The organism is Gaoshiqia hydrogeniformans (assembly GCF_049347105.1).
GTDB lineage: Bacteria > Bacteroidota > Bacteroidia > Bacteroidales > Prolixibacteraceae > Gaoshiqia > Gaoshiqia hydrogeniformans.
Genome location: NZ_CP186334.1, coordinates 5,263,708 through 5,285,265, shown reverse-complemented (window position 1 = coordinate 5,285,265; position 21,558 = coordinate 5,263,708). Strand labels below are relative to the sequence as shown.

24 protein-coding genes are annotated in these 21,558 nt (G+C 45.5%); 15 read left to right on the top strand and 9 right to left on the bottom strand.

Features of this window, described 5'->3' with window-relative positions; translation table 11 throughout:
• Window positions 1–11 precede the first annotated feature (11 nt).
• Window positions 12–3,353 (top strand): glycoside hydrolase family 2 TIM barrel-domain containing protein, encoded by a 3,342-nt coding sequence (locus ACOIT5_RS21040; protein ID WP_423128129.1) that lies wholly within the window; start codon window positions 12–14, stop codon window positions 3,351–3,353.
• Window positions 3,354–3,782: 429 nt separating this feature from the next.
• Window positions 3,783–4,169: a hypothetical protein gene (locus tag ACOIT5_RS21035; RefSeq protein WP_423128128.1), complete on the top strand. Its 387-nt coding sequence runs from the start codon at window positions 3,783–3,785 to the stop codon at window positions 4,167–4,169.
• Between the two features lie 440 nt (window positions 4,170–4,609).
• Here ACOIT5_RS21035 and ACOIT5_RS21030 read toward each other — a convergent pair whose 3' ends face one another.
• The 4 genes from ACOIT5_RS21030 to map all read right to left on the bottom strand — a co-directional run bounded on the left by ACOIT5_RS21030 (window position 4,610) and on the right by map (window position 8,693).
• On the bottom strand, window positions 4,610–5,902 hold the full coding sequence (locus tag ACOIT5_RS21030; protein WP_423128127.1) for an aminotransferase class I/II-fold pyridoxal phosphate-dependent enzyme: 1,293 nt from the start codon (window positions 5,900–5,902) through the stop codon (window positions 4,610–4,612).
• Between the two features lie 179 nt (window positions 5,903–6,081).
• Window positions 6,082–6,465 (bottom strand): co-chaperone GroES, encoded by a 384-nt coding sequence (locus ACOIT5_RS21025; RefSeq protein ID WP_423128126.1) that lies wholly within the window; start codon window positions 6,463–6,465, stop codon window positions 6,082–6,084.
• 75 nt (window positions 6,466–6,540) lie between these two features.
• A complete protein-coding gene (locus tag ACOIT5_RS21020) occupies window positions 6,541–7,848 on the bottom strand; it encodes a sensor histidine kinase (RefSeq protein ID WP_423128125.1) in 1,308 nt (435 codons plus the stop codon).
• A 71-nt stretch (window positions 7,849–7,919) separates the two neighbouring features.
• Entirely contained in the window at window positions 7,920–8,693 is a 774-nt protein-coding gene (gene map, locus ACOIT5_RS21015) for a type I methionyl aminopeptidase (RefSeq protein ID WP_423128124.1), read from the bottom strand.
• A 92-nt stretch (window positions 8,694–8,785) separates the two neighbouring features.
• Between map and ACOIT5_RS21010 the strand changes: the two genes are divergently transcribed.
• Window positions 8,786–9,529: an acyl-[acyl-carrier-protein] thioesterase gene (locus ACOIT5_RS21010; RefSeq protein ID WP_423128123.1), complete on the top strand. Its 744-nt coding sequence runs from the start codon at window positions 8,786–8,788 to the stop codon at window positions 9,527–9,529.
• Window positions 9,530–9,555: 26 nt separating this feature from the next.
• Here ACOIT5_RS21010 and miaA read toward each other — a convergent pair whose 3' ends face one another.
• Window positions 9,556–10,482: a tRNA (adenosine(37)-N6)-dimethylallyltransferase MiaA gene (gene miaA / locus ACOIT5_RS21005; protein WP_423128122.1), complete on the bottom strand. Its 927-nt coding sequence runs from the start codon at window positions 10,480–10,482 to the stop codon at window positions 9,556–9,558.
• A gap of 60 nt (window positions 10,483–10,542) precedes the next feature.
• Between miaA and ACOIT5_RS21000 the strand changes: the two genes are divergently transcribed.
• Entirely contained in the window at window positions 10,543–11,127 is a 585-nt protein-coding gene (locus tag ACOIT5_RS21000) for a YIP1 family protein (RefSeq protein WP_423128121.1), read from the top strand.
• Window positions 11,117–11,575, top strand: a complete 459-nt coding sequence (gene smpB, locus ACOIT5_RS20995) for an SsrA-binding protein SmpB (protein WP_423128120.1) — start codon at window positions 11,117–11,119, stop codon at window positions 11,573–11,575. The genes ACOIT5_RS21000 and smpB overlap by 11 nt, the downstream gene beginning before the upstream one ends.
• A gap of 6 nt (window positions 11,576–11,581) precedes the next feature.
• Here the strand turns inward: smpB and ACOIT5_RS20990 are convergent, their stop codons facing one another.
• Together ACOIT5_RS20990 and udk are read right to left on the bottom strand one after the other, a co-directional pair.
• Window positions 11,582–12,304: a ribonuclease H-like domain-containing protein gene (locus tag ACOIT5_RS20990; protein WP_423128119.1), complete on the bottom strand. Its 723-nt coding sequence runs from the start codon at window positions 12,302–12,304 to the stop codon at window positions 11,582–11,584.
• A gap of 4 nt (window positions 12,305–12,308) precedes the next feature.
• Window positions 12,309–12,914 (bottom strand): uridine kinase, encoded by a 606-nt coding sequence (gene udk / locus ACOIT5_RS20985; RefSeq protein ID WP_423128118.1) that lies wholly within the window; start codon window positions 12,912–12,914, stop codon window positions 12,309–12,311.
• Window positions 12,915–13,042: 128 nt separating this feature from the next.
• Here udk and ACOIT5_RS20980 point away from each other — a divergent pair, with 128 nt between their 5' ends.
• From ACOIT5_RS20980 to ACOIT5_RS20945, 8 genes are all read left to right on the top strand, one after another.
• Entirely contained in the window at window positions 13,043–13,342 is a 300-nt protein-coding gene (locus ACOIT5_RS20980; RefSeq protein WP_423128117.1) for a Dabb family protein, read from the top strand.
• Window positions 13,343–13,369: 27 nt separating this feature from the next.
• Window positions 13,370–14,350, top strand: a complete 981-nt coding sequence (locus ACOIT5_RS20975) for a type I phosphomannose isomerase catalytic subunit (protein WP_423128116.1) — start codon at window positions 13,370–13,372, stop codon at window positions 14,348–14,350.
• Between the two features lie 2 nt (window positions 14,351–14,352).
• Window positions 14,353–14,952 (top strand): ribosome biogenesis GTP-binding protein YihA/YsxC, encoded by a 600-nt coding sequence (yihA, locus tag ACOIT5_RS20970; protein WP_423128115.1) that lies wholly within the window; start codon window positions 14,353–14,355, stop codon window positions 14,950–14,952.
• Between the two features lie 147 nt (window positions 14,953–15,099).
• Window positions 15,100–16,038, top strand: a complete 939-nt coding sequence (locus tag ACOIT5_RS20965) for a ribose-phosphate pyrophosphokinase (protein ID WP_423128114.1) — start codon at window positions 15,100–15,102, stop codon at window positions 16,036–16,038.
• Window positions 16,039–16,149: 111 nt separating this feature from the next.
• The gene (locus tag ACOIT5_RS20960) at window positions 16,150–16,725 is read left to right on the top strand and encodes a 50S ribosomal protein L25/general stress protein Ctc (protein ID WP_423128113.1); all 576 of its coding nucleotides are present in this window, start codon (window positions 16,150–16,152) and stop codon (window positions 16,723–16,725) included.
• 74 nt (window positions 16,726–16,799) lie between these two features.
• On the top strand, window positions 16,800–17,366 hold the full coding sequence (gene pth, locus ACOIT5_RS20955) for an aminoacyl-tRNA hydrolase (protein WP_423128112.1): 567 nt from the start codon (window positions 16,800–16,802) through the stop codon (window positions 17,364–17,366).
• A complete protein-coding gene (locus tag ACOIT5_RS20950) occupies window positions 17,344–17,745 on the top strand; it encodes an RNA-binding S4 domain-containing protein (RefSeq protein ID WP_423128111.1) in 402 nt (133 codons plus the stop codon). The genes pth and ACOIT5_RS20950 overlap by 23 nt, the downstream gene beginning before the upstream one ends.
• Window positions 17,746–17,747: 2 nt before the next feature.
• Window positions 17,748–18,290 carry a DUF4924 family protein gene (locus ACOIT5_RS20945; RefSeq protein WP_423128110.1) on the top strand — a complete coding sequence of 181 codons (543 nt, stop codon included), beginning with the start codon at window positions 17,748–17,750 and terminating at the stop codon, window positions 18,288–18,290.
• On the opposite strand, the gene ACOIT5_RS20940 is transcribed toward ACOIT5_RS20945, so the two are convergent.
• Together ACOIT5_RS20940 and ACOIT5_RS20935 are read right to left on the bottom strand one after the other, a co-directional pair.
• Window positions 18,287–18,691, bottom strand: coding sequence for a thiol-disulfide oxidoreductase DCC family protein (locus ACOIT5_RS20940; protein ID WP_423128109.1), 405 nt, complete (start codon window positions 18,689–18,691; stop codon window positions 18,287–18,289). The genes ACOIT5_RS20945 and ACOIT5_RS20940 overlap by 4 nt on opposite strands.
• A complete protein-coding gene (locus ACOIT5_RS20935) occupies window positions 18,688–19,713 on the bottom strand; it encodes an N-acetylmuramoyl-L-alanine amidase family protein (protein WP_423128108.1) in 1,026 nt (341 codons plus the stop codon). Before ACOIT5_RS20935 ends, ACOIT5_RS20940 begins: the two co-directional genes overlap by 4 nt.
• 151 nt (window positions 19,714–19,864) lie before the next feature.
• Between ACOIT5_RS20935 and ACOIT5_RS20930 the strand changes: the two genes are divergently transcribed.
• Together ACOIT5_RS20930 and ACOIT5_RS20925 are read left to right on the top strand one after the other, a co-directional pair.
• Complete coding sequence (locus tag ACOIT5_RS20930; protein WP_423128107.1) at window positions 19,865–20,641, top strand: 5'-nucleotidase C-terminal domain-containing protein; 777 nt, start codon at window positions 19,865–19,867, stop codon at window positions 20,639–20,641.
• On the top strand, window positions 20,616–21,554 hold the full coding sequence (locus ACOIT5_RS20925; protein WP_423128106.1) for a bifunctional metallophosphatase/5'-nucleotidase: 939 nt from the start codon (window positions 20,616–20,618) through the stop codon (window positions 21,552–21,554). Before ACOIT5_RS20930 ends, ACOIT5_RS20925 begins: the two co-directional genes overlap by 26 nt.
• Window positions 21,555–21,558: the final 4 nt, after the last annotated feature.

The window sequence follows — 21,558 nt, the reverse complement described above, 5'->3', positions numbered from 1 at the left end:
ACGCCAATCAGATGAAGCCCATACTACTACTCATTACTTTCGTTTTTGCCGTTTTAACGGTTTTTCCCCAAACCCCCGATCCGGTTAAGCAGGTCTGGGAATATGCCGAAAATATTCAGATGATTGGCGAACATAAGGAACCGGCACATGCCTCGTTCGTTTCTTCTGTTTCCGTGCAGGAAGCTTTACGTTTCGATGCCCGCGAAACATCGGCCAGGCAATACCTCGACGGCACCTGGAAATTCAACTGGGTCCGCTCGCCCAACGACCGTCCGCTCACCTTCATGAATCCGGATGAAACGGTGGACCACTGGGATGACCTTAAAGTGCCTTCGAACTGGGAAGTGGAGGGCTACGGCATTCCCATTTATGTCAATCACCAGTACGAGTTTGCCGACTATAAAGCTCCGGTATCGCCCGAAATGGAATTTACGGACCGCATTTATCCGAAAAATCCCGGCAAGGTGCCGCACGATTATAACCCGGTGGGTTCGTATCGCCGCGATTTTATACTTGCTGACGACTGGGACGGAAAAGAAATCTTTTTGCATATCGGAGCGATGAAGTCGGGGGGCTTTGTTTGGGTGAACGGCCATTACGTTGGTTATTCGCAGGACAGCAAACTGCCCGCCGAGTTCAACCTGACTCCTTATCTTCAAAAAGGGAAAAATACGATTGCCTTGCAAATCTTCCGCTGGACTGACGGATCGTACCTGGAATGCCAGGACTTTTGGCGGATCAGCGGGATTGAACGCAGTGTTTATATTTACGCCCAGCCCAAGGTGCGTATCCGCGATTTTGAAGCGGTTGCCACGCTCGACGGCGCTTATCAAAACGGAATTTTCCTGCTGAATGTCGATCTTCAGAATCATCTGCCCAAATCCGGACAGCTAAAACTAAGCTATGAGTTGAAAGATGCTGCCAATGTGGTTGTTTCAACGGCAACCCGGGTAGTGACCCCCGGCGTACAAGCCGGGCTTTCGGTCTCGTTCCCGGAATTGATTCTTGAAAATGTCGGGCAGTGGAGCGCCGAACATCCCCGTTTATACACACTGCTGCTCCATCTTCAGGATAAAAAAGGCCAGACGCTGGAGGCCGTTGCTACGAAGATTGGTTTCCGGAAAGTTGAAATCAAAAACGGATTGTTGCTGGTCAACGGCCGGCGTATTACCCTGAAAGGCGTAAACACGCAGGAAACCGATCCGGAGACAGGGCATGTGATGAGCGAAGAAGTGATCATGAAAGACATTCGCCTGTGGAAAGAGAATAACATCAATGCTGTTCGCCTGAGTCATTACCCGCGCGATGCCCGTTTTTACGAGCTTTGCGATGAGCATGGCATTTACGTGGTGGATGAGGCCAATATTGAATCTCACGGCATGTATTACGGCGAACATTCGCTGGCCAAACGGCCTGAATGGGAAAAACAACATGTTGACCGCATGGTCCGCATGGTTGAACGCGATAAGAATCATCCTTCGGTGATTATCTGGAGCATGGGGAATGAGGCTGGTAACGGAATAAATTTCTATACCGGCTACCGGGCCATGAAAGATGCTGACACTCAAAAACGCCCGGTGCAGTATGAGCGTCCTTATAAAGATGACGACGGTAGTATTCTGGATATGGACTGGAACACCGATATTTTGGTGCCGCAGTATCCGTCGCCCGCTTTTTTCGAGTACGTGGGCAAGCGAAAAACCGACCGCCCTTTTATTCCCAGCGAATATGCCCACGCGATGGGGAACAGCACCGGTAATTTTCAGGATTACTGGGATGTGATTGAATTGTACGACAATCTGCAGGGTGGTTTTATATGGGACTGGGTCGATCAGTCGATTTGGAAAACAAGTGAAACAGGAGAACGTTTTTATGCTTACGGCGGTGATTACGGCGAGCATATGCCAACCGACAACTCCTTCCTGAATAATGGCCTTGTTTTTCCCGACCGCAGTCCGCAACCTGCCCTGTACGAGGTGAAAAAAGCGCACGAGTTTATCAATTTCAAAGCGGAAGGTGTGAATCATCATAATGAGCTGAGGGTGTTTGTCGAAAACCTGTATGATTTCACAAACCTGAGCGCTTTCAACTTCACGGCTAAAATTAAAGCAGATGGAAAGACGTTGAAAACCGTTGAATTGAACGATCTGGATATTGAAACGCATACCGGAAAACTGATTCGCATTCCGTTAACGGAGATCGTTGTGGAGGGAAATACTGAATATTTTGTTGAGATGTCGGCCACCCTGAAAAGTGCCTGGGGCTTGCTGCCGAAAGGATTTGAAGTGGCTCGTGAGCAGCTTCATCTCGATCATTTGTACCGGGCAGTTGCTGTTGAGCCTGATAACGGCGACGCTCTGAACCTGAAAGAAGAACCGGGTCAGGTTGCCGTGTGGAATGATTTGTTCCGCCTGGTTTTCAGTAAAGCCGAAGGCCGGATGGTTTCGTATGAATACCGGGGTGTTGAGTTGCTGAACGAGGGGAAAGGGCCTAAACCGAATTTCTGGCGGGCTCCCACCGATAACGATTTTGGAAACCGGATGCAATTCAACAACCTGGAATGGAAAAAGGCTTCGCTGTTTTCAGAGGTGACTGAACTGAAGGCCGAAAAAACTGCTATGAACCGGGTCCGGCTTCTGGTCAGCTATCATTTGCCCGGGGTGAATACCACCTTCGAAAGTATTTACGAAATTGCAGGCAACGGGGTGGTAAACGTATCGAATACCCTCGCGGCCAGCGATTACAAAGCCGATATTCCCCGCGTGGGCATGTCGATGCAGCTTCCGGCCGAGTATAAAAACATCAGCTTTTATGGTCGCGGCCCCTGGGAAAACTATGTCGACCGGAAAGCGTCGGCATTTATTGGCCTGTACCGGTCGACCGTGAGCGAACAGTACGTACCGTATGTTCGTCCGCAGGAAAACGGGTACAAAACCGACGTTCGTTGGATGGCCTTGAGTAATGAAAAAGGAAACGGGTTACTGGTGGTGGCTGCGAATCAAAAAACCGGACTTGGTATAAGCGCGTTGCACATGCTGAACGAAGATTTTGATACCACCGCCGGTCTGGATTATGAAGGAAACAGCGGGCTGGAACCGGAATACCGGATCGACGGAATCCCTGAGGTGAACGGCAGTAAACACATTCATGATATTCGTGAACGCGATTTGGTGCAGTTGAACATCGACCTGGGGCAACGCGGCCTGGGCGGCGACGACAGCTGGGGCGCCCGTCCGCAACGGAAATATACCATGAGCGGGCAGGAAACACATACGTACAGCTTCTTCCTGGTTCCGTTTGAAAACGGATCGGTTGATCAATGGATCAATGCCGGCAAAATACGGAGAAAATAAAACCAACCTGTCTCTCCTGCATAATGGCGTGGGTTATCCTGTCCGATCCAACGCTGTAAGCAAGGTGCGGTTTTTAACCACACCCGCAGAGATATTTAAACCTGTCAGGTTTGGCCACGCTGATTAGCAGCCTTTGCGAGATACTTTAGCAGCCTTGGCTATACAGTTTAGCAGCCTTTGCTAACGTGTTTCGCCTTATAAGGCTAAATAATTCCCTAATAAGTAAGTTTTTATGTTGATCAGCAGGGTTTTACCCATTACTCATTGGCCATTGGTCATTGGATAATTGGTCATTGCAGCATGGAGCCTGAAACTTGAATCCGTCTGCGTCGGAGTAAGCACTTGCTGCTACAAATACTGAGTAAAACCGCGACTGAATTCTGCGACTGAATACGGCTACTTTGTTTATATTTGCAAAAATCAAGAAACATGGACCGCCAGGCATTTTTAACATTGACTACCAGCACGCAGTGGTTGCTTTTTGCTGCCATCGCCCTGATCATTTTTTCATGGGTTGAACGTAAAAAACGGCTTTTGCAGGCAGGGCAGCTGCTTTTTGCCCTGCTGGGTATTTTTTCGTTATGGGTGATCAGCAGCGGGCAAATCCCGGTTCAGGAAGTCATACCCGGGCAGCCGGTCCCGGCCGAAACCAAAGCGCTCAGTTTCTTTTTTGGACTTCAAATTGCCGGGCTGACCGGCTTATGCGGATTGATACTGGGTTTTTACAAAGCGTCGCTGGCTAGAATAATCAATATGGCATTGGTTGGGCTTGCGATATTCCTGTTTTTCATGGTATACATGCTGCAACGGCAATAAAAAAGCCAAGAAGCTCAAAGTTCGCAGAGAGCAAGTCCAAGCCCAAGCCCAAGCCCCAAGCTCCATGCTGTAATGATCAATTAACGGAGACCGGAGACGGGAGAACGCCCGGGACTTATGCGCCGCACCCGCCCGGGCCGACAGAAGAAGATTTAAACACGAAGGCGAAATACGGCATGGGGCGGAGAGCACGGAGCAATTACCGGAGACGGGAGAAGGGACAACGGAAGCAAGCCGCCTTTTACTTTGTTACTTTGCCACTCAGGCACTCAGGCACTTTTTAACGCAGAGGACGCCATGAGGCCGCAAAGTTTCGCAGAGTGACACTGAATACAGGTCCAGATATTCCTGTTTTTCAGGGTATACATGCTGCAACGACAATAAAAAAGCCGTTTATCAAACGACAAACGGCTTTACAGACTCAACTTATTTGTAATGGCTTAATTTTTCGAATCTTTGCAGGCGTTGTAAATGCCCTCAAACAGCTCTTTCACGTCAGACGCTGCCACCGCAGAGAAAGCAACCCGAATAACATTGCTCAGGTTAATGATCCCGATACTGTATTTCTCGATCAGAATTTTACGGATCAGTTCGCCATCCAGGCCGTCGGCCAGCTGAACACACATAAAGTAACCCGAGTTGAAAGGCAATGCCGTGAAATACTCGTTATACTTATTGTCGTTCAGGGCTTCTTTAACCGCGACATAGCGTTCGTTCATGATACCGAGCTTGGCGGCCTTTTGCTCTTTATAGGCCGGGTTTTCGAAGGCGGCCAGTAAAAGCGATTGTGAAATATTGGCCGCATTGGAAATATTTCCGCGGACAGCGCCGGCGGTTTTGGCTTCTAATGCAGCATAAAGTTCCGCATCGCCGCCTTTAATTCCGTAGGTCATGAAACCCACCCGGAAGCCCCATACATAGTCTTCTTTGGTTGGACCATCAATTTTAAGGGCCAGTACATTTTCGTGTAAATCACAGAGCTGTGCAAAAATACTTTCGGTTTCCACCCCGTTTTCGTACACCAGCCCAAAATAGGCATCATCCGAGAAAATGACAATTTTATTTCCTTTTTCGGCTGATTCTTTGATGATTTGGGTAATTGCTTTTGCTTCATCCACTGTTGGCGAATAACCGGTCGGGTTATTCGGGAAGTTCAGGATCAGGATTTTCTTACCAATTCCGCCAACTTCGAGGCTGGCTTTAAAGGCATCCATATCCATCCGATCTCCGTCAAACAACTTATATTTTTGCAATTCGGCGCCGTAAGCGTGGTTCAGAATCAGGTTGTAATTTCCCCAAAACAAATCGGGAACAATGACTTTGTCTCCCTCGTCAACAAACAGGTAACCGGCCATGCTTACGCCATGTGTCAGGGCGTTGGTCACCACCGGAAGGCTAAGCGCCTGGTTGCCGATCGACGGGTTTTTCTCATAAATCATGCTTTTCCAGCGCGCCCGGATATCGGGGCGTCCAAAACTCGGGGCATAAGGAAAAACCAGCGAAGGATCGAGCCTGACGTTGCTTTCGATGCTTTCCAAACGCATGGGCGAACCATTGTCTTCAACCGCTGCGCCAATGGTCGCGTTGATTCGTGTTCCTTTGGCATCGGCCGTTTGGCCAAGGATTCCTTTTTTCGGGAAAAAGATATTTTTACCTTTCAGGGAGAGCAGATCATAGACGACAGGGTTCTTTTCGCGAATCACCCGATTTAATTCTTCAGCTTGTGGATTCATTATCAGTAATTTAACTTTTCAGGTACTTATTTGTATTTAATTCAGTAAAATCGGCTGCAATATATTAAAAAAACTTATTTCGCGGATTGTTTTCTTATAAATTGAAATAAAAAGCATCTAATTATTTAAAAATTGTAAATTATCGGATTGAAATAGCTTGTTTAAACTTCGATTTGTAATTATTTAAACAAGTCCTCATCCCGAATAATCATCATGATGGCCGAGTGGGGGAGAATAATATACTTTTCTTTGTTGAACTCGATTTCGAAGCCGCTTTTGTGCAGGTAAATGGCCAGATCGCCTGCCTGTGCCTGCAAGGGGACATATTTTACTTCGCTTTTCTTTTCTTTCCAGGGTTCCTCTTCATCGGTCATCGCCGGTATCGGATAGCCAGGTCCTGTTTTCACGACGTACCCGCTGTGTACTTTTTCGTTTTCCTGTACCGATGGAGGCAAATACAGGCCCGATTGGGTTTGTCCCATCGGGTTTTTGGGCTTGATCAGCACCCGGTCGCCAACCATGATGAACTTCTGCAAATCCTTTTCTTCAATAATCAGTGACATTTTGTTTTTTTTGCAAAGATAATATTCGGAGCCGAGGATTTCGAATGCCGGGACAGAATCAGATGATCAAAGCGCCTATTCGACCAACGGAAGGCGGAAGGTTACCTGGGTCCCTTTTCCTTTTTGACTTTCGACATGAAAATAGCCCCTGTTCTTTTGAAGGAATTCCCTGACCAAAATCAGCCCGATACCTGTCCCTGGTTCTTTCATCGTTCCCGGCGTGGAAAATGACACAGCAGCGTTCACCCGCATTAAACTTTGGCGCGACATGCCAACACCGGTATCGGCAACTGTTACGGCCATCATGTCATCTTCTTCAACAGCCGATATTCGGACTTCGCCGCCAACATGAGAGAACTTAATGGCATTTGAAACCAGGCTCCGAAGGATGGCCCCCAGCATGTCTTCATCGGCGTAAATTTCCGAGTTGCTTCTCATCTTTAAAAAGAAGGACAATTTCTTTTCTTCAATCATCGGGTGAAAAAGGGCCACAATGTCGCGGTAGATCTTTTCCAGTTTAATTGGTTTTGGTACATACGGAATGGTTTCGCTTTGCGAGGTCGACCATTTCACCAGGTCGTACAGCAGTTTGTAATTTTGCTGGGAAATATTGGCCAGGTTGCGGATTAATTCCAGCCGTTTTTCTTCGGTCAACTCGTGATACTCTTCGTTCAACAGGTTGGCAATTGCGGCAAAGCTTCCGATATGGTCGCCCAGGTTATTGGAAATCAGCGAAACAAAACGTTCTTTGTTTACGGCCAGGTTTTTATACCGCTGCTGGCTCACTTTCAACGATTCCGACAATTTTTCGAGCCGCAGGTACAGCGTTTCGAATACATATTCGTTGGAATAGGCCATGACGGAAATCAACACAAAAACAATCCCGGTACGGCTAATCATGTGCATACTATAATGTGGGAACCACATCGTATTGTAAAAAAAGATAAAGCCTGCCAAATTGATCAGGATGAAAACCATCAGAACAATAAGCCCCCATCGCTTTCCCAAAATAAGGATAGTGGGTAGCGGGATGAGCAGGGCAAAAACAAGGGCCGAATTTTCTATTCCTCCCGTTTGTAATAAAAAGGTCGAGAACAGGGCAATGGTTACTACAAAGACTGCGGAAACGATAACCAGCCGTTTTTTTACGCGGAAGATGTAAAACAAAATAATCCCAACAAACAATCCGGCAGCATTGGCAAATAAATAAACCGGGTTTGAGGTGATTACGTTCCAAACCAGGAAGCTGCCAACTACCAGAAAATAAAAATAAAAAAACAGGTTCAGCAGGATACTTTTTTTCCGCTCCTCGATCGCGGAGTAGGGATTCGTATCTGCGCTTGTTACGAGCCGGTTGAAAAGGTCTGCCAATTGATTTTTCACATCACATTGAAATAATAAGCTAAAATAAGCCATTTAAGCGAACCGGCAAGCTTTTGGAATGTATTATTTTGTTAATTGTATTCGCCGCGAACATCGGTCAGCACTTCATAACCATTTTCGGTAACCAAAATGGTGTGTTCGAATTGAGCAGAGAGTTTTCCGTCACTGGTGCGGGCAGTCCACCCGTCAATTTTATCCACCCGTGTTGATGCCTTTCCTTCGTTGATCATCGGTTCAATGGTAAAAGTCATTCCCGGACGCATGATGTCGCCCGAATTGCGCCGTGCAATATGATCAACCTGAGGGGCTTCGTGGAAATCGACGCCAACGCCATGCCCGCAAAACTCATAGACCACGCTGTATTTCTGTGATTTGGCATAACGTCCGATTACAAAACCGATGTTGCCAATGTAGTTTCCGGGCCGTACCTGCTGAATGCCTAAATCCATCGAATGGCGGGCCACCTGGATGATTTTTTCTGCTTTTGGCGAAATATTCCCGATCGAAAACATCCGGCTGGTATCGCCATAGTAGCCGTTTAAAATAGTCGTCACATCAATATTCAGGATATCTCCTTCCTTTAAAACGGTAGCCGGGTCGGGGATACCGTGACAAACCACTTCGTTGAGCGATATACAGCACGATTTTGGATAACCGCCATAGCCCAATGTTGCCGGTATGGCGCCATGATCGCGGATGAACTCATCAATCGTTTTATTGAGATATTCGGTGTTGACCCCTTCTTTCAGGAATCCTTCGATCATAACCAACGCTTTTCCTGCAAGTTGACTACTTTGTCTGATGCCCTCAATTTGTTCGGGTGTTTTAATAATGATATCGCTCATTCAGAAAAATTTTCGCAAAAGTCGCAATTGCTTCTTTATTTTCAAAGCTGAACAATACTTTTGTTGAAAGGTTTAAATAAAATCATCATTGGATGGAAAAATATACTGAGAAAATCAATGTTCAGTCGTTTCACACAAACCAGTACGGGAAAGCGTCGGTTTGTTCGTTGTTTCAGTTTATGCTTAAAGCAGCCTGGTCTCATGCCCAGGTGATGGATTGGGGCTACGACCAACTTCAAAGCCAGCATATGTTCTGGGTTTTATCACGCATGTATATCGACGTGGAAAAATATCCTTCGTGGCAGGATATCATTGTGCTCAATACCTGGTCGGCGGGGACCGACGGCATGTATGCCTATCGCGAATTTATTCTTGAAAATGAAAAGGGGGAAGTGCTGCTGCGTGGCAACTCTGCCTGGCTGATCCTGGATACCGAAAGCAAAAAGATTGTTCTGCTGAAAGATTACAAAGAAACGTTTCCCCGGTATAAGGGCGCGAGCGTTTGCCGCGAACCCAAACGGATCAGGCCGAAGAATCATCCGGAGCAAATGCTTTTTTCGCCGGTTTTATTCAGCGATCTGGATGTGAACAGGCATTTTAACAGCGTAAAAGCGCTGGAGCGCGTGTTGGATCAGTTTGGAATCGATTTTCTGAACGCGCATGAACCGGCAACCATCGAAATTAACTACCTGAAAGAAGGATTGGGCGGCGACCGTTTAGCTGTTGTAACCAATCAACTGAAGGAAAATAAATACCAATCGACTCTGGTGCGGGAAAGCGATTCCGCTGATCTGAGCACGATGGAAATCAGCTGGCGCGCGAGACGGCAGGAATAGGGAAGAAGACGCCGAACTGCCGGGAGCTACCGGTTCAGCCAGTAGCTAATCCGCTCAAGTTTTTCGGCAAGGGGCATGTAGCCGTCAAGCCAGTGAATGTCGATCCCTTGCCGTTCCATCCGGCGAAACCAGGTCATTTGCCGTTTGGCAAACTGGTGAATGGCGGTTTCCAGTCCGGTAAACATGTCGTTGTACGACAGTTCGTCGGTTAAATGCTGAGTCAGGTACTTGTATTCCAGCCCGTAATAAATCAGTTGGTCTGGCGTTAGACCTTTGTCGAGCAGGGCTTTTACTTCGTCCAGCATGCCGTTGTCCAGGCGTTGTTTCAGGCGTTCGCTGATCCGGCGGCGGCGGCTTAGCCGGTCAAATTTAACCCCAACCACCAGGCTGTTGATGTCGGGCATCGATCGGTCGATATCCGGATGATGCTGCAGGTAATCTTCGATCTCGATGGCCCGTAAAGCCCGTTTCTTATTTTCAATATCCGTTTTGTTGTGCAGGTCTGATTTATAGTTTTTCAGGATGTCGGTTAGTTCATCCAGTTCCTTATCCTGTAATTCCAGGCGCAGCGCTTCGTTATGCGGGACCTGAATCAATTTATAATTTTTTAAAACCGCCTCCAGGTACAACCCGCTCCCGCCGCATAAAACCGGAAATTTTCCGCGTCCGGTTACATCGGCATAAGCGGTGAGGAAATCATGCTGAAACTCAAATACATTATACTCATAACCGGCCTCTGCTATATCAATCAGGTGATAGGGAATTTGTACGCCATCAGCTTCATAATCGGCATAATCTTTTCCGGTACCCAGATCCATTCCGCGGTACACCTGTCGCGAATCAGCCGAAATTACTTCGCCGCCGAGCAATTTGGCAGCATGGGCAGCCACAGTTGTTTTTCCCGAAGCCGTCGGCCCAAGGATGGTGAGCATTTGATATTTTCTGTCGTGCATGGTGATTTCGTGATTCTAATTTGCAAAATAATGTATTTTTGTAACGCAAAAGAAAGAAACATGGATTTTAAGCAACAATACAACTGGATTTATCAGGAATGCAAATCGATACTTGCCGATCCGAAAAAATTCTGGGATAAGAAACAGCCGGACTATTTTACCGAAAATATTGTTGTTCGCCTGCTTCTGCCCCTGATTGTTATTACCGGGGCCGCTGTATTCCTGGGAGAGCTCATCAGTAAGCCCGATTACCTGTTGTCTTTTGCTTTGATGAAAGCGATACGGATTATCGTGAGTTACCTCATCCAGTATTACCTTGCCGTTGCAGTTATTTCGGCTTTGCAGGTAAACTACGGAGGTTTACACGACAGGCAGTTTCTTAGTTATGTGATCGCCTTTACCTTGCTTCCTTTTGTGATTGCATCATTTATCACCGGTTTATTTCACGGATTGGCTCTGTTGAATATTGTTGGATTGTACGGTTTCTACATTTTTGTTACGGGGGCGCAAACCAGCCTCGGTATACCCGAAGTAAACCGTTCGCGGTTTATTATGTTGTCAATCTTGTTGATTCTGCTGATTTTCGGGATGACAAATATTGTCAGTTGGAAATTGTTATCTGTAATTTTCCCTTATGGCGCATAAACCACAAAATATCAATATAAAAAACAAACGGGCTTATTTCGAATACGAAATTCTCGAAAAGTTTATTGCCGGAATCCAACTGGTTGGCACCGAAATAAAATCCATTCGCAACAGTAAAGCCAGTATCGTGGAGGCCTATTGCCGTTTTACCCTGAACGAACTGTATGTAGTAAACATGAACATTTCGGAGTATGATTTTGGCAACATCAATAATCACGAAGCCCGCCGCGACCGCAAGTTACTGTTGACAAAAAAGGAGCTGGAAAAACTTCAGAAAAAGATTAAGGAAAGCGGACTGACCATCGTCCCGCTCCGGATGTTTATGAACGACCGCGGCCTGGCAAAACTCGAAATTGGACTGGCAAAAGGAAAGAAAACATATGACAAACGCGAAAGCCTGAAACAAAAAGACTCGAAACGTGACATGGACCGGGCGATGAAGTTTTAAGCGGACCTACACCACCTCCATGTTTTCCATGCCGATAATGGCTTCGCCTTTATAGCGCAACAACAAATTGGCCACGGCCAGGGTATCTTTCTCACAGTAGCGGATAATGCGGTCGAGGTCGCCTTCTTCATAATAAACTCCGGCAACCTGGCTGCCGTCAATGTCGTCCTTCGGCGTCGGAATTTGAAATGCCGCGCACAGTAAACTCAGCGATGTATAATTTTTGTAATCGCCAAACTTCCATAGTTGAAGGGTGTCCATCAGCCGGTCTTTCACTTCCCAGGGTTTCATACCGGCCATATCAAGTATTTTCGGTAACCGCAAACCGTTAATCAGGGTGCGACGGGCGATATACGGGTAGTCAAACTCCTGTCCGTTATGCGCGCAAAGGCATTTCCCGGGATTCGAAGTAAACTTGTTCAGCATGTTATTGAACGAAGAAAGCAACTTTTTCTCATCATCGTCATAAAACGATTTCACCCGAAAATAACGTTCTCCGGCCTTTTGAACGACAAAACCGGCCGAAATACAGATAATCCGTCCAAACTCGGCATAAATACCGGCCCGTTCGTATACATCACCCGGTTCCTGTTCTTCGGTACGGAAATAAGTTGATTTCTGGTCCCATAGTTTTTGAAAATTCTCCGGCAACTCATGGTAGTCCGGATATTGGGGAACCGTTTCAATATCAAGGAATAAAACGTCTTCGATATTCAGGTTGTACAGCATAAGATCATAGGTTTTGTTTGATGAAATGGGTTAATATCCTGATCGCCACCCGGTTATTTCCTCCTTCGGGAATAATGATGTCGGCATATCGTTTCGAGGGTTCAATAAACTGAAGGTGGCTGGGGCGTACCGTATCTTCGTAACGCGTTAACACCTGGTGTACATCGCGGCCTCGTTCAATAATATCGCGCTGAATGACACGCGACAAGCGCAGATCGGAGTCGCAATCAACAAACACTTTAATATCCATCATTTTACGCAATTCCGCATCACACAAAACCAGGATTCCTTCAACAATAATGACCGGTTTGGGATGAACCGTTGTTGTTTTTCCGGAACGGGTACAGGTCAGGTACGAATAGTCAGGTTCCTCAATCGGTTCGCCGTTTTTTAACCGCTGTAAATGGTCGACCAGCAGTGTGAATTCAATCGAATCGGGATGGTCAAAGTTCAGCTTTCGTCTTTCTTCAAGCGGCAGGTGGGCATTGTCTTTATAATACGAATCCTGCGATAAAACAGCCACTTCATCAACCAAAAGCTTATCCATGATTTTATTGACCACGGTTGTTTTTCCTGAACCTGTTCCTCCAGCAATACCGATGATGATCATTTTCGTTTTTATATTCAAAGATAGCTAAGATGGCGGTATTTTTACTTAATCCAGCTTCTAAATGTGGAGGACAGCGCGGAAAGTATTAACTTCGCAGCGAAAAATAAATATCCTAAACGAACAAGATTATGATTAACCATGTTGTTCTTTTCAAATTGAATGAATACCCGGAGGCGGAAAAACAGCAAGTTTTGATACAGATTAAACAAGCCCTTGAAGGATTAAAAGATAAAATAGCCGAAGTAAAATACCTGGAGGTGGGCCTGAATTACGAACTCGAAAGCAAATCGTATGATATTTGCCTGATTTCGCATTTCGAAAATCTTGCCGATCTGGATGTTTACCGCGTTCATCCCGAACACCTGAAGGTTGTGAAATTGGTTGCCGGCACGACGACATTGCGGGCAGCCGTTGATTTTGAATTTTAACAGAACAAATTAGTGATCGCATATAACATGAAGAACCTGTATCCTTTAAAATTTTCCCCGATTTATATGGAGCGGATCTGGGGCGGACAAAAAATGAAAACCGCTTTGGGAAAAGATTTTGGCCATTTGCCAAACTGTGGAGAGAGTTGGGAATTATCCGGAGTTGACGGGAATGTTTCGGTTGTCAGTAACGGTGTTTTGGCCGGAAATAACCTGGAAGAACTCATTGAAATTTATATGGGCGAGCTGGTTGGCGACAAAGTCTTTGAAAAATTCGGCGTCGAATTTCCTCTGCTGATCAAGTTTATCGATGCCAATGATGATCTTTCGGTGCAGGTTCATCCCAATGATGAGATGGCAAAAAAACGCCATCAGGCCTTCGGGAAAACCGAAATGTGGTATGTTTTGCAAGCCGACAAAGGCGCCCGCCTGAATGCCGGCTTTAATTGTGCCATCGATCAGGAAACTTACCTGAAAAAACTCGCGAATAAAGAACTGACTGACATTCTTAATTTCGTAGAGGTTGAGGCAGGCGATGTATTTTTCATGCCGGCCGGCCGCGTTCATGCCATTGGAAAAGGCATTCTGGTTGCCGAAATTCAGCAAACATCCGATATCACCTACCGTATTTACGATTACGACCGAAGGGATGCCCAAGGGAACGAGCGCGAATTACACACCGAACTGGCGCTTGATGCCATTGATTTTACCTATCACGATAACTACAAAACAAATTACCCCAACGAACTGAATAAAAGCAACCAGGTGGTTAGTTGTGAGTATTTCACAACCAACCTGTTGGAATTCAATACAAAAATTGAAAAAGACATTTACGGGCTGGATTCATTTGTTATTTACATCTGCGTGGAAGGCGAATACGAACTGATCAGCCCCGAAACAACTGAAAATGTAAAAAAAGGTGAAACAATCCTGGTTCCGGCCTCAGTCAGCCAGTTTCAGTTAAACCCGCTTTCAGGTCATGTAAAACTACTTGAAGTACACGTGTAATCATGGAGATCAGGACTGCCCGCTTTTTGATGAGCAACTCGGACGTGAAGAAATGCCCTGCGCCCGATAAGCCCGAGTTTGCATTTATCGGACGTTCCAATGTGGGAAAATCGTCGCTGATCAACATGCTTACCAACCATAAAAAACTGGCAAAAACATCGGCACGTCCGGGTAAAACGCAGCTGATTAATCATTTCGAGATCAACAGCAGTTGGTACCTGGTTGATTTGCCCGGATACGGTTATGCCAAAGTCTCGCGTAAGGAACTGAACAAATTTCAGGCTTATATTATTGATTATATCCTGAAACGCGAGAACCTGTATTGCCTGTTTGTGTTGATTGATTCCCGCCTGGAGCCGCAAACCATTGACCTTGAATTTATCTCCTGGCTGGGAGAGAAGCAGGTCCCTTTTGCCCTGGTGTTTACCAAATCGGATAAACTGGGAAAAACCAAACTGGCCGGCAACCTGGCTTACTATAAAAAAGAACTCCGTAAACAATGGGAAGAATTACCTGCGATTTTTGTCAGTTCGGCTGAAACAGGTACGGGAAAAGAAGAAATACTTAATTTTATTGCCGAAACATCATCAATAATTAACTAATACCTTGCCAGTCAGTTTATTGGATTGTAATGATTATTGTGATTCATTCTAAAAACAATAACTTGGTAATCTTACCTTTAATATATCGTAAAGATTTTTTTACCTTTGCGCGCAATTCCAAGCTACTAAAATTTTAAAAAGGAAAATATGGGAAATAAGGCCCCGCTGAAGATTTTTACAGGCTCTGCTACCACGTATTTAACTACTAAAGTTTGCAACCATGCTGGTATTGAACTAGGAAAATCTTCCTGTCCTGTATTTGCAGATGGCGAGTTTGAACCCTGTTATGAAGAAACGATTCGCGGATCGCATGTGTTTATTGTTCAGTCGACTTTTCCTCCCGGCGACAATTTACTGGAACTATTGCTGATGATTGATGCCGCCAAACGTGCATCGGCCTATAAGGTGATCGCGGTCATTCCATATTTTGGTTTTGCCCGTCAGGACCGGAAAGATAAGCCGCGTGTTTCCATTGGTGCAAAACTCATGGCCGACTTGCTGTCGGCCGCGGGAGTCGACCGCGTGATTACGATGGACCTGCATGCTGATCAGATTCAGGGATTTTTCAATGTTCCGGTTGATCATCTGTATGCGTCAGCCTTGTTCATCCCTTTCATTAAACAGATGGGCTTACGCGACATTGTTATTGCTTCGCCCGATGTAGGCGGTACCAAAAGAGCCAATACCTATTCCCGCATGCTTGGCACCGACATGGTGATCTGTCACAAATCGAGGGCAAAGGCAAATGTCATTGAAAACATGACCCTGATCGGCGATGTTCGTGACAAAGACGTCATCATTGTTGACGACATGATTGATACGGCGGGAACTATTACCAAAGCTGCCAGCCTGATGATCAAAGAAGGGGCCAACTCGGTACGCGCGTTTGCGGCACACGGCTTATTGTCTGATCCGGCTTACGAACGAATTGAAAATTCGGCTTTGAAGGAAGTCTATTTCACCGATACCATTCCGCCTAAAAAGGAGTCATCTAAGATTAAGTACATTTCTGTTGCCGAAGCACTGGCCGAGGCCATCCAAATTGTATTCAATAATCAATCAATTAGTTCGATGTTTTACAAGTAATTTTATATCTTTGCACCGCTTTTTCCATACGGCATGAATGTTATGTATGCTGTTTGCCCTTTCACCAAAAGGGAGGACTGAGTACCATAATTAATTATTAAAATTCAAATAATGAAAACAGTAGTAATCAATGGCTCACAAAGAGCTGATCTTGGTAAAAAGGACGCTAAAAAATTAAGAGCTGAAGAAAAAGTACCTTGCGTGCTTTACGGAGGAAAAGAAGCTATTCATTTTCAGGCAGATGTTGCCGAATTTCGGAAAATTGTGTATACCCCTAACGTGTATATGATCGACCTGAATATCGACGGAACAGAGCACAAAGCCATTATGCAGGATGTACAATTCCATCCGGTAGCCGAGCAAATTTTGCATGTTGACTTTCTGAGAATACAGGAAGATAAATCAATCAAAATTGAAGTTCCGGTAAAAGTGGATGGTTATGCCAAAGGGATGCGTGCCGGTGGTAAGATGAAACTTAACCTGCGTCGCTTGAAAGTAAAAGGCTTGGCTAAAAACATTCCTGATTCAATTAATATTAACATCGATAATCTGGAATTGGGGCAAAGTATCAAAGTCGGTCAAATTCAGGCAGAAAACCTGGAGTTCCTGAACTCCAAGTCGATTCCTGTTGTAACCATCATGATTACAAGGGCTGCACGTGCTGCCATGAATGCTGCAGGAAAATAATCCGGTTTTGTTTGATACTCATTCATCCTTTGGATGTGACGAATGATACAAACGTGAACTGAAAGAATAAAAAAATGAAATATCTGATAACTGGATTGGGAAATCCGGGTAAAGAATATGAGAACACCCGGCATAATATCGGGTTTAAAATATTGGACGCTTTAGCTGAAGCGTCCAATATTGTTTTTAGCGATCGGCGATACGGTTACGTCGCCGAGTACAAATTTAAAGCCCGGACATTTATTTTGCTGAAACCGACCACTTATATGAACTTAAGTGGCCGCGCCGTTAATTATTGGCTGAAAGAAGAAAAAATTCCGGTTGAAAAGCTCCTGGTCCTTACCGACGACCTGGCCCTGCCATTCGGCACCTTGCGCTTGAGGGCCAAAGGGAGTGATGCCGGTCACAACGGTTTGAAGAACATTCAGGAAACCATCGGGAGAAACGATTATGCCCGACTCCGGTTTGGCATTGGCGATAACTTCAGCCGGGGCCAACAGGTCGACTATGTGCTGAGCGAATGGTCGAAAGAGGAAGAGGCCGAGCTTCCTGAAAAACTGGATACCTGTATTCAGATTATTCAGAGCTACGGCACAATTGGCGTTGAACGGACCATGAATGAGTTCAATAAGCGGAAATAAGATGGAAAACCAGGTACGCATTGACAAATGGTTGTGGGCGGTTCGTATATACAAAACCCGCAGTATGGCGACCGAAGCCTGCAAAAAAGGCCGTGTAATCATCGGAGGTGTCCAGGTAAAGCCGTCGCGCGTCCTGAAGGTCGGTGACATCGTCCTGGTAAAAAAACCACCGGTCACCTATCGTTACCAGGTGTTGGGTTTGGTTGAAAAACGGGTAGGCCCCAAAATGACAGCCGAATTTGTTATTGATCAAACGCCCAAAGAAGAACTTGAAATGCTGGAAATCAAAAAAAACATGCTTTGGCTCCAGCGCGACCAGGGAACCGGACGGCCAACCAAAAAAGAACGCCGCGATTTGGATGACTTTTTTGATAATTGATTATGCTGATTGCACGCGAAAAACGAAAAACAAATATCGCCGAATACATCCTGTATATTTGGCAACTTGAAGACCTGCTCAGGGCCTTGCATTTTGATTTGAAAAAAATAGGCGAGACCCTTGTCGCGCATTTTGATACCAACGAAGAGACACGGCTGGAAATCTATCAGTGGTATAAAAATATGGTTGTCATGATGCAAAAAGAGCAGCTTGCTGAAACCGGCCATATCCAAGTGATTAAAAATCTGACGGATGAGCTGAACCACTTTCATCTGCGCCTGCTTCAGGCAAGTAACGATTCAGCATACAGGACCCTTTATCAGCTCGCCCAACCCCTGATCAACGAATTTCGGTTAAAGAGCAATGAAATTGAATCGCACGACATCCAGGTAGCGCTCCATGCCTTGTACAGTATGATGCTGCTTAAACTTCAGCAAAAGGAGCTGACAACGTCGACCGCCAATGCCATGAAACACATCAGCAAGCTGATGGGGCATCTGGCCGGAAGGTACCGCGAATACGAAGAAGGCGATTTTGAGATCTAAAGAAACCGGTCCCGGTATTTTGCCGACGGCATTAAACAATGGTCCCGCCGTCCCAGCCAGCGAAACCGGTTTCGGGCAATCCGGTTATACAGATGATCAAGCCATTTTTGCGGCAAAATTCTGAAAATACGGAATAGCAGAAAAAAGCCGCCCAGGATACGGGCGATCTCCAGAACAGCTGCCGAACGGATGTAATAAGCGTCCGGGCTTATCAGAACCACCGAATCCACCGTTTCGGGAATATGTTCTTTTTCCATCCAGTATTTTGCTGTTTCACCGGTTAAAGGTGCGAAAACAAAGCGTCTCTTTTTATCGAACTTCAGGATTACCTGTACGGTATGGCTGCACAAATAGCAATACCCGTCAAACAGAACGAGATATTTCCCGTCAGGCAATTTCATTTGTTGTTTTTAAAATCCCGGATCAGGCCTTCGGCTAACCAATTCGCCACTGCCTGCCGGTTATTTTCCCTTACAAAACGCTGCTGGTCGCGATGATGGTTAATATTTCCCAATTCAATCAGAACTGCCGGCGGATAGGAGTATTTCAATACATAGAGATTCCGGTCGGATACGGTGCCGTGATAACCGCGGTTGGGTTGATGTTGCGCGTATTTTTCCTTGAAGGTTTGCTGGAGATTTAAGGCCATTTTCCGACCTGTTTTACTTACCTTATCGTGATAAAAAAATACGTCAATATTTTCTCCTTTGCTGCGCGAATCCAGGTGTATTTCAACTAACCGCTGAAATTTTCCTTTATGTTCGGTATAAAGCAGGTTTACTGCATCTTTCCGTTGACGGAGCCTGTTCAGGTGGTTACGGGGAATGACCTGGTTCGGGTAGCAAACTTCATCCGAATCGGGTTTTAAATAGCTCTCATCGCGAATCCCGTCGTTATCATCGCGGACAATCATATACACCATCGCTCCGTGTTCAATCAGCCGCCTCGCCAACCGAAGTGTCACATCGTAAGCATATTCATCTTCGCAAAGCTGGTGACCCTGGTAATTCCCGATAGCTCCCGGATCGGGTCCTCCGTGACCACTCACCAGGTAAAAAACAGCTCCGTTCAACTGGTTACTGACCGGTACAACAAGCTGATATTTTTTTCCAAAAATCGGGTAGATGGTGCCGTTCGACGGCGGCGCAGCGGGTAGGGCAGGGGCCGGGGTTTCGGCGCCTGCCGGTTCTTCAGGTACAGGGATATCTGCATTTTTAAGAACAGGAAGCCGGTAAGTCTGGCCGGCATATAAACTGTTATTTTTTCCCAGTTTCGACTGGTTGAGTTCGATAAATTCTTTCAGGTATTTTTCAGGGGCTAAGTCATGTCTTTTCAATAAACCATAAATTCCTTCCCCTTTTTCAGCTTTTACAGTTTGATAATCCTGGGCCAGAGCAAACGAACTAAAAAGAAATATGAACAAAACTATTGCAGAAATTTTATATAATAGGCGCGTAAAAATCTGTACCTTTAAATTCTCCATTAAAATAAATATTTACAAAAAAACAAAATCGTTATTACAAAGTTTAAAATAATTGAATTCAAGTATAAAATTGAACTATAAACTATTCATAATGATCAAACGCAAATTCCAAACACGAAGGGCAATTTTCGTCATTGCCATCATTTTGGGAATAATTTCCTGTAAAACTACCTTGTTCATTCATGATATCAAAATGGAGAATATCCCAAATAATGAAAACATTTCAACAATCGATTCCAGCATCATTCTGTTGGTTGCACCTTACCAGACTGAACTGAAAGAAGATATGCTTGAAATAATCGGCACCTGCGATGCCGAACTGGTTAAAGGAAAACCGGAAAGCCTGCTGACCAACTATCTGTCGGATTTGCTCCTGGATGAAGGAGATAAACTGGCGGAAAAGTATGCGCAAAAACCATATCCCGACCTGGCTTACCTGAATTACGGCGGAATCAGAACTGCGCTTCCCAAAGGCCCCGTCACGGTCGGGAAAATATACGAACTGATGCCTTTTGAGAATGAGCTGGTTTTACTGAAAATCGGTGGAGAACAGTTGTATGAATTTGCCGGACAAATTGCGCGGCAGCAAGGCGATTGTGTTTCCGGTATCCGACTGGAAATAAAAGATGGCGCCATTACCCGTTTTGAAGTTAACGGAAAGCCGGTTAACCGGGCAGCCAGTTACTGGATGATTACCAACGAATATGTAGCTAACGGAGGCGATCATATGAATATGTTGCTGAATCGAAAAGAATACATTCAATTAAATATGAAAATCCGCGATTGCTTTATTAACCGAATGAGAAAGGATTATCAGGAGGGCAAAGTAATCTCGCCAAAACTTGACGGGAGGATTCGATATGAATAACCGGAGAAAATTTATTCGGCAGTTAATAGGTGCAAGTGCAGGCATATCCTTAGTTCATCTGCCTGATCATTTGTTTGCACAGGAGGAGCTGATTCGCTTAACCATCTTGCATACCAATGATATTCATTGCCAGATCGATCCGTTCCCGGCGACAGACCCGTCGTTCGGCGGGCAGGGAGGCTTGGCGAGGCTGTCCGCCCTCGTTAATAAAATCAGGCAGGAAAACGATAACATGATGTTGCTTGATGCCGGGGACATGTTTCAGGGAACATCGTATTTCAATTTCTATAAAGGAGAACTGATCCTGAAAATCATGTCTGAAATGGGGTACGATGCATCGACCTTGGGCAACCATGAGTTCGACAACGGGCTGAAAGACCTGAACCGCGACCTCGACTATGCCAAGTTTCCGCATATTTCCAGTAATTACGATTTTTCTCAAACCATTTTGTATGACCGTTTTTCGAAATATGAAATTTTTCGCAGAAACGGGGTTAAGATTGGGATCTACGGACTGGGAGTTGAATTAAAAGGGCTGGTCAGCGAAAAAAATTATGAAGGTACCCTTTACAAGGATCCGGTCAAGGTGGCGCTCGAAATGGAATCATTTCTGAAAAACGAAAAAAAATGCGATCTGGTTATCTGTCTGTCACATCTCGGATTGGAATACAAGGAAAACAAAATCTCGGACAAAACACTTGCAGCCCAAACTCACTTGACGGACCTGATCATAGGGGGGCATACGCATACGTTCCTGGATAAACCATTGGAACTTAAAAATGCAAAGGGGAAAAAGATCATTGTTAACCAGGTTGGCTGGGGCGGACTGGTTTTGGGCCGGATTGATTTTATTTTCAACTTGTCGGAAAAAAATAAACCGGTCATTTTTTCTCAAAATACCTCGTTAAGTTAGTTTC

What these genes read in the sequence shown, in the direction of transcription:
- ACOIT5_RS20940 (WP_423128109.1), bottom strand. Translation starts at nt 18,691, where the DNA reads ATGAAATTGCCTGACGGGAAATATCTCGTTCTGTTTGACGGGTATTGC.
- smpB (WP_423128120.1), top strand. Translation starts at nt 11,117, where the DNA reads ATGGCGCATAAACCACAAAATATCAATATAAAAAACAAACGGGCTTAT.
- ACOIT5_RS21010 (WP_423128123.1), top strand. Translation starts at nt 8,786, where the DNA reads ATGGAAAAATATACTGAGAAAATCAATGTTCAGTCGTTTCACACAAAC.
- udk (WP_423128118.1), bottom strand. Translation starts at nt 12,914, where the DNA reads ATGATCATCATCGGTATTGCTGGAGGAACAGGTTCAGGAAAAACAACC.
- ACOIT5_RS20990 (WP_423128119.1), bottom strand. Translation starts at nt 12,304, where the DNA reads ATGCTGTACAACCTGAATATCGAAGACGTTTTATTCCTTGATATTGAA.
- ACOIT5_RS20965 (WP_423128114.1), top strand. Translation starts at nt 15,100, where the DNA reads ATGGGAAATAAGGCCCCGCTGAAGATTTTTACAGGCTCTGCTACCACG.
- ACOIT5_RS20950 (WP_423128111.1), top strand. Translation starts at nt 17,344, where the DNA reads ATGAGTTCAATAAGCGGAAATAAGATGGAAAACCAGGTACGCATTGAC.
- yihA (WP_423128115.1), top strand. Translation starts at nt 14,353, where the DNA reads ATGGAGATCAGGACTGCCCGCTTTTTGATGAGCAACTCGGACGTGAAG.
- ACOIT5_RS21030 (WP_423128127.1), bottom strand. Translation starts at nt 5,902, where the DNA reads ATGAATCCACAAGCTGAAGAATTAAATCGGGTGATTCGCGAAAAGAAC.
- ACOIT5_RS21000 (WP_423128121.1), top strand. Translation starts at nt 10,543, where the DNA reads ATGGATTTTAAGCAACAATACAACTGGATTTATCAGGAATGCAAATCG.
- ACOIT5_RS21025 (WP_423128126.1), bottom strand. Translation starts at nt 6,465, where the DNA reads ATGTCACTGATTATTGAAGAAAAGGATTTGCAGAAGTTCATCATGGTT.
- ACOIT5_RS20975 (WP_423128116.1), top strand. Translation starts at nt 13,370, where the DNA reads ATGAAGAACCTGTATCCTTTAAAATTTTCCCCGATTTATATGGAGCGG.
- miaA (WP_423128122.1), bottom strand. Translation starts at nt 10,482, where the DNA reads ATGCACGACAGAAAATATCAAATGCTCACCATCCTTGGGCCGACGGCT.
- ACOIT5_RS20960 (WP_423128113.1), top strand. Translation starts at nt 16,150, where the DNA reads ATGAAAACAGTAGTAATCAATGGCTCACAAAGAGCTGATCTTGGTAAA.
- map (WP_423128124.1), bottom strand. Translation starts at nt 8,693, where the DNA reads ATGAGCGATATCATTATTAAAACACCCGAACAAATTGAGGGCATCAGA.
- ACOIT5_RS21040 (WP_423128129.1), top strand. Translation starts at nt 12, where the DNA reads ATGAAGCCCATACTACTACTCATTACTTTCGTTTTTGCCGTTTTAACG.
- pth (WP_423128112.1), top strand. Translation starts at nt 16,800, where the DNA reads ATGAAATATCTGATAACTGGATTGGGAAATCCGGGTAAAGAATATGAG.
- ACOIT5_RS21035 (WP_423128128.1), top strand. Translation starts at nt 3,783, where the DNA reads ATGGACCGCCAGGCATTTTTAACATTGACTACCAGCACGCAGTGGTTG.
- ACOIT5_RS20945 (WP_423128110.1), top strand. Translation starts at nt 17,748, where the DNA reads ATGCTGATTGCACGCGAAAAACGAAAAACAAATATCGCCGAATACATC.
- ACOIT5_RS20980 (WP_423128117.1), top strand. Translation starts at nt 13,043, where the DNA reads ATGATTAACCATGTTGTTCTTTTCAAATTGAATGAATACCCGGAGGCG.
- ACOIT5_RS20930 (WP_423128107.1), top strand. Translation starts at nt 19,865, where the DNA reads ATGATCAAACGCAAATTCCAAACACGAAGGGCAATTTTCGTCATTGCC.